Origin of the sequence: Streptomyces flavofungini (assembly GCF_041028215.1) — a bacterium.
Taxonomy (GTDB): domain Bacteria; phylum Actinomycetota; class Actinomycetes; order Streptomycetales; family Streptomycetaceae; genus Streptomyces; species Streptomyces flavofungini_B.
In genome coordinates, this window is sequence record NZ_JASKYR010000506.1 from 1 (window position 1) to 5,944 (window position 5,944).

Below are 5,944 nucleotides of genomic sequence, written 5' to 3' on the forward strand. Positions count from 1 at the left end.
CACCAACCCGACACACCCCAACACCGCTGCCCTGCACCGCTCCCGCGAGCGGTGCAGGCCGCCAGCCACATCCGCGAACCCGACCCGCTCTACGACGATACGGAGCTCTGAACGGAAGGCCCGCAGATGCAGAAGGGGTGACCGGCCGGGTCGGTGAGGACTCGGGCCCTGGTGATCTCGTGCGGCTGGTGGTCCGGTTTGCCCGCGCCCAGCTCCAGCAGCAGCGCCTCGGCCTCGTCCAGGTCCGCGACGTCGAAGCAGAGGTGCGCCTGCTGGGGGACCGTCTGGCCGGGCCAGCGCGGAGCCCGGTAGTCCTCGACCCGCTGGAAACCGAGGAAGAGTCCGTCCTCGCGTATCAGACCCGCGAAGGCGGAGTCCGACTTCGGATGCGGGGCGAAACCGGTGGCCCGCCCATAGAAATCCGCGAGCGCCAGCGGGTCGGGGCAGTCGAGCGTGATCGCGCTCAACTTCATCTGCAGTGTCATGACGCCTCCCGGCCGACCAGTGGATCTCCGCAACGAAGATCATAGAGACGGCCACGATCATGGCTGTGGTCATGCTGCGGCTGCGGCAACCACTGCTGGCCGCGAAGCCCTAACGCCGCACTGGCAGTTCCGCGACATGACCCGCGCCGACAGGGGTGCCGTCGCAGAACTGCCAGCCCCGCCCGGTGCCCCCTGCTGAACTGGTCGCCCAGTGATCGCCGCTCCGCAGAACGGAATCCATGGCGCATGCCCTCGACAACCACCGGCACCCACTCCCACTCCCACACCGGCACCCACACCCACACCAGCCGCCCCAGTGACACGCCCTTACCGACTCGGTCGCCCCTGGTGGGCTGGCTGGCCGTCACCTCCGTGACACTGGGGCTCTTCTCGATCGTCACCACCGAGATCCTGCCCATTGGGCTGCTGACCTCGATCGGGTCCAGTTTCACCATCTCCGACGGGATGGCGGGGCTGATGATGACCATGCCCGGACTTCTCGCGGCGGCCTCGGCGCCCGTGGTCACAGCGGCGACCGCACGTAGGGACCGCCGACTCATGCTCTGCGTCTTCATACTCCTGCTGGCCCTGGCCAACTTCCTGGCCGCTGCCGCACCCAACTACTGGTTCGTCCTGGTCTCCCGCGTCCTGGTGGGCGTCACCATCGGCGGCTTCTGGTCGATCGGGGCCGGACTGGCCGAACGCCTGGTGCCCGCCGCGTCGGTGGGCCGGGCGACCGCGGTCATCTTCTCCGCGGTGCCCCTGGGTTCGGCCCTCGGTGTACCGGCGGGGACCTTCATCGGCGACCTCGCGGGCTGGCGGGTGACGTTCGTCGTGATGGGCGCGCTGACGCTCGGGGTGCTCATCATGCTGTGCCTGGTCGTACCGCCCCTTCCACCCGTCGAGGCCACCCGGCTGAGCGTCCTGCACACCACGTTCCGCGGCGTGCACACGCGCTATGCGCTGCTGCTGACCTTTCTCATCGTCTTCGCGCACTTCGGGACGTACACCTACGTGACCCCGTTCCTGGAACAGGTCACCCACTCGGACTCGCGGCAGATCACCCTCCTTCTGCTCATCTATGGAGCCGCAGGCATCGTCGGCAACTTCCTGGGCGGCGCGATGGTCACCCGCCGACCGCATGCCACCTTCGGCCTGGCGGCGGGGCTGATCGCGGTGGTCACCCTGCTGCTGCCGCTTGTGGGACGCTCGCTGACCGGTGCCCTTGCCTCGCTGATCGTCTGGGGTGTCGCCTACGGGGCCGTGCCCGTCTCGTCCCAGACCTGGTTCACCAAGGCGACGCCGCACACACCGGAGGCCGCTTCCGTACTGTTCACCGCCTCCTTCCAGGCGACCTTCTCGCTCGGGGCGTTTGCCGGTGGGGTGGTCCTGGACCACAGCTCCCCGTCCACGGTCATGGCGCTCGGTGGAGTATCCGCCGCCTGCATGGTGTTGGCGGCGTGGTCTCATTACATACGGCACCTCGCCTGGCCCGCATAGACGCAGGTGCACATGGAGTGAACGACGTCCGGTTCGAAGCCGGTGTTCTTCGTCGGCGCCCGCACCGCCGAGGCGCGCCGTCGTCCCGAGTGTTCAACACCTCTGCGCGAACGCGCGCGTTGTCGGTGCAGTCCTGCAAACAATCTGTTCGCAATGCGTATGTCGACGATCGCTCAACGGACCATATCCGGCCAACATCCAGGCAAAATGCTGACATGTACCTGCTTCGAGTGGCACGCTTCCCCGCAACACGCTGCACGTACAGCACCACGCTGCACGCCCGCATCGCGTCTTCTTCCGGTTCGGGCGGCGCTCCGTGCCTCCCGGGCACCCCACAGATGGAGCCCGCGTGACTTCTCACATATCCCGTAAGCGTTCGACGCTCGCGATCGCCACCGCCGTCGCCGCCGGAGCGCTGCTCGCCACCGGGCTGACCACCGGCGCCTCCGCCCAGCCGGACAAGGACACCGAGCCGTCCGGTTCTCCCGTCGCCCTCTCGGTGTCGGCCCGCGCGGACCTGCTCCAAGACGCGAACGCCGACAGATCGGCGACCGCCGACAAGATCGGTCTCGGTGCCAAGGAGAAGCTCGTCGTCCGCGACGTCGTCAAGGACGCCGACGGCACCACCCACACCCGCTACGAGCGCACCTACGACGGCCTGCCCGTCCTCGGCGGCGACCTCGTCGTGCACACCGCGAAGAACGGCGAGGTGAAGAGCGTCACCAAGGCGACCGAGGCCACGGTCAAGGTCGCCACCACCGACGCGAAGGTGGCCAAGTCCTCCGCCGTCAAGGCCGCCGAGTCGAGCGCCGCGCAGGCGAAGACCGCGAAGGCCGAGGCGCAGTCGCCGCGCAAGGTGATCTGGGCGGCCGACGGCAAGCCCACCCTGGCCTACGAGACCGTCGTCACCGGTGTGCAGAAGGACGGCACGCCCAGCCGTCTGCACGTCATCACGGATGCCGCGACCGGCAAGAAGCTGTACGAGCACCAGGCCATCGAGAACGGCACCGGCAACAGCCAGTACAGCGGCAAGGTCACGATCGGCACCAAGAAGGTCACGAGCGGCTACGAGCTGACCGACAAGGCCCGCGGCGGCCACCGCACCTTCGACCTGAAGCACGCGCAGAGCGGCACCGGCAAGCTCTTCAAGGACTCCAACAACGTCTGGGGCAACGGCAAGCCCACGAGCGCGCAGACCGCCGCCGTCGATGCCGCCTACGGTGCCCAGCTCACCTGGGACTACTACAAGTCCGTGCACGGCCGCAAGGGCATCAACGGCGACGGCAAGGGCGCCACCTCGCGCGTCCACTTCGGCAACGGCTACATCAATGCCTTCTGGGACGACAGCTGCTTCTGCATGACCTACGGCGACGGCCAGGGCAACAAGAAGCCCCTGACCTCGATCGACGTCGCGGCCCACGAGATGACCCACGGCGTCACCTCGGCGACCGGCAACATGGAGTACAGCGGTGAGTCCGGCGGCCTGAACGAGGCCACCTCCGACATCTTCGCCACGGCCGTGGAGTTCAACGCCAAGAACTCCAAGGACGTCGGCGACTATCTCATCGGCGAGAAGATCGACATCAACGGCAACGGCACCCCGCTGCGCTACATGGACAAGCCCTCCAAGGACGGCGACTCCCTGGACAAGTGGAGCTCCCGCGCCGGTGACGTGGATGTCCACTACTCCTCGGGCATCGCCAACCACTTCTTCTACCTTCTTTCCGAGGGCAGCGGCAAGAAGCGGATCAACGGCGTTGAGTACAACTCGCCCACCGCCGACGGCACCAAGGTGCTCGGCATCGGACGCGCCAAGGCCGAGAAGATCTGGTACAAGGCCCTGACCACGTACTTCACGTCGACCACCAACTACAAGGCGGCCCGCAAGGGCACGCTGCGCGCCGCGAAGGACCTGTACGGCGCGAACTCCACCGAGTACAAGCGTGTGGCCGACGCCTGGACCGGCGTCAACGTCAAGTAACCCCCGGTCAGTGCAGTGCAGGGCGGCGTCCGTTGCGGGCGCCGCCCCCGCCGCGTTCGCCCCGTCGGCCGCCCTTGGGCCGGTCACTGGGTACCCCCCGGGCGGTAGACGCTGAGATCGCCGTGGGCCGACAGCGCCCCGGCCAGGTCGCCGGGCATGTGCCGCAGGGTGTGGTCGAGAAAGGCGAGAGTGGTGGTGGCGACGACGCGCGGGCTCTCGTTGCGGCCGAGTGAGCCGACGACCGAGGGCACGGGCGGCAGGTAGAGGGGACCGTCCGTGAAGGTGAGGTGCGCGGCGCCGGGGATGGTCAGCCGGTAATTCGTCGCGCTGGAGGACTTGAGGGCTTCGGTGAGACGGGGGAGGTAGCGCGGGTCGGTGTCAGGGGTGATGGCCCCGGTGAGCGCGAGCGTCGGCTGGCGGGCGGGAGGGGTGGTGGGGCCGTGGGGGTAGCCGTCCAGATCGATGACGGCGTCGAACCTGCGGTCCTGTCGGGCGGCCTGGAGGGCCGCTGCTCCTCCCATGGAATGCCCGGTGACCGCGGCGCGGCCGGTGTCCAGGCGTCCGGTCAGCGGGTCTTCGATGTCTCCTCGGCCCAGTCGGTCCAGTTGGGAGAGGACGAAGCTGAGGTCGGCGGCCCGAACGGCCGTCCATTCGGCCGCCAACTCGGCATCCCTGTCCCGGTCGCCGGTGGAGGCGGTCTTGGAGCGCACCGTCCGGCCGTCGGCCAGAACGACGGCGGCGGAGTCGTACGGGTGGTCAAGAGCGGCAACCACATAGCCGTTGCTGGCCAGTTCCTCCGCCCAGGCGGTGTTCTGTGTGCGCACTCCGCTTGACCCGGGAGAGAACAGCACCACCGGCAACCGGCCGCCCCCACTCGCCGCCGAGGCGTTGAAGACCGCGTGGGAGCGGCCGCGCGGGACGCCGTCGACCAGGAAGCCCGGCAGGCCCACCCCACGGGCGAAGGCGTCGGACACGGTGCGCGCCTCCTGTTCCGTACGTCCGAGGTATTGCGCCCGCCGCGCATCGGCGGGGCTCTTGCGCGCGGGGTACCAAAGCTGCACCACGACCGTGCGCCGGTCGTGCGGGTCGGCGGTGAAGGTCTCGCGGCGGTGCGGATCCGTCCACTGCACCACGCGGGTGCCGACCGCGAAACGGCCCGACGGCTCGGGGAAGGCCGGGACGGGAAAGGCCCAAGCGGCCACCGGGCCCGCGGCGGCCAAGACGAGGCAGACGACCGACCCCGGCATGGCCAGCCACCACCGCGCCCGCCACACCGGACGGCCGGTGTGCCGTCGTATCAGAGGGGACACGGCGAACGGCAACGCGAGCGCGCCGCCCACCAGCACCGGCAGGATCTGCCAGCGGATGCCCACCACGCCAAGCGCGAGCGCGGACAGCACGAAACCCGGCCCGGCAGCGAGCGTGAGAAGGGGGCGGGCCGCAGCGGGCAGCCAGCGCACCACGGTCAGCGCGAGGGCAGCCAGCACGGCGAGGATTTCCAGTGGGGACATGTACAGCCCCGTGATGGTCTCGGTCACGCGGCCATCCTCGGTGCGAGGTACGCGCCACCACATCGGTCCCCGGTAGCCACCGTCGTGATACTGGGGTGGCAACCAGCACACCAAGTCAGCGACCGCGTATAAGACCACGGTATAGATCAGCACTCATACCACGGTCTCAATTCCTCACGACACCATCAGACGGTGGGTTCATGTGCGCCGCGAGTCCGCGGGCCTATCGTGCCAAGGCGGCAGTACGCGGCGGTCGGCGGCGGTCGGTGGCGCGGAACGTGCGCTCTCGCGCTCGATCCGACTCCGGCTGTCTTCCGCGGTGACGGCCGGTGGCCGACTCGGCCGCCACCATGACGCCTTGTCGAACGGGGGGGGGGGGGGGGGGGGGGGGGGGGACGTGTGATGAACGAGGTTGCCGCGAAACCGGTACGAGCCACGCGGCTTGTGTGTGCCGCCCGGCGCTGGAT

General features: G+C 69.0%; 4 protein-coding genes. 2 read left to right on the forward strand and 2 right to left on the reverse strand.

Features of this window, described 5'->3' with window-relative positions:
• Window positions 1-89: 89 nt before the first annotated feature.
• Window positions 90-485: a VOC family protein gene (locus AB8Z36_RS28230; protein ID WP_369216207.1), complete on the reverse strand. Its 396-nt coding sequence runs from the start codon at window positions 483-485 to the stop codon at window positions 90-92.
• 246 nt (window positions 486-731) lie between these two features.
• On the opposite strand from AB8Z36_RS28230, the gene AB8Z36_RS28235 reads away from it, so the two are divergent.
• The gene (locus AB8Z36_RS28235; protein ID WP_440582015.1) at window positions 732-1,985 is read left to right on the forward strand and encodes an MFS transporter; all 1,254 of its coding nucleotides are present in this window, start codon (window positions 732-734) and stop codon (window positions 1,983-1,985) included.
• Window positions 1,986-2,334: 349 nt separating this feature from the next.
• Window positions 2,335-3,966 carry a M4 family metallopeptidase gene (locus AB8Z36_RS28240; RefSeq protein ID WP_369216208.1) on the forward strand — a complete coding sequence of 544 codons (1,632 nt, stop codon included), beginning with the start codon at window positions 2,335-2,337 and terminating at the stop codon, window positions 3,964-3,966.
• An 83-nt stretch (window positions 3,967-4,049) separates the two neighbouring features.
• Here AB8Z36_RS28240 and AB8Z36_RS28245 read toward each other — a convergent pair whose 3' ends face one another.
• Window positions 4,050-5,540, reverse strand: a complete 1,491-nt coding sequence (locus AB8Z36_RS28245) for an alpha/beta hydrolase family protein (RefSeq protein ID WP_369216209.1) — start codon at window positions 5,538-5,540, stop codon at window positions 4,050-4,052.
• Window positions 5,541-5,944: the final 404 nt, after the last annotated feature.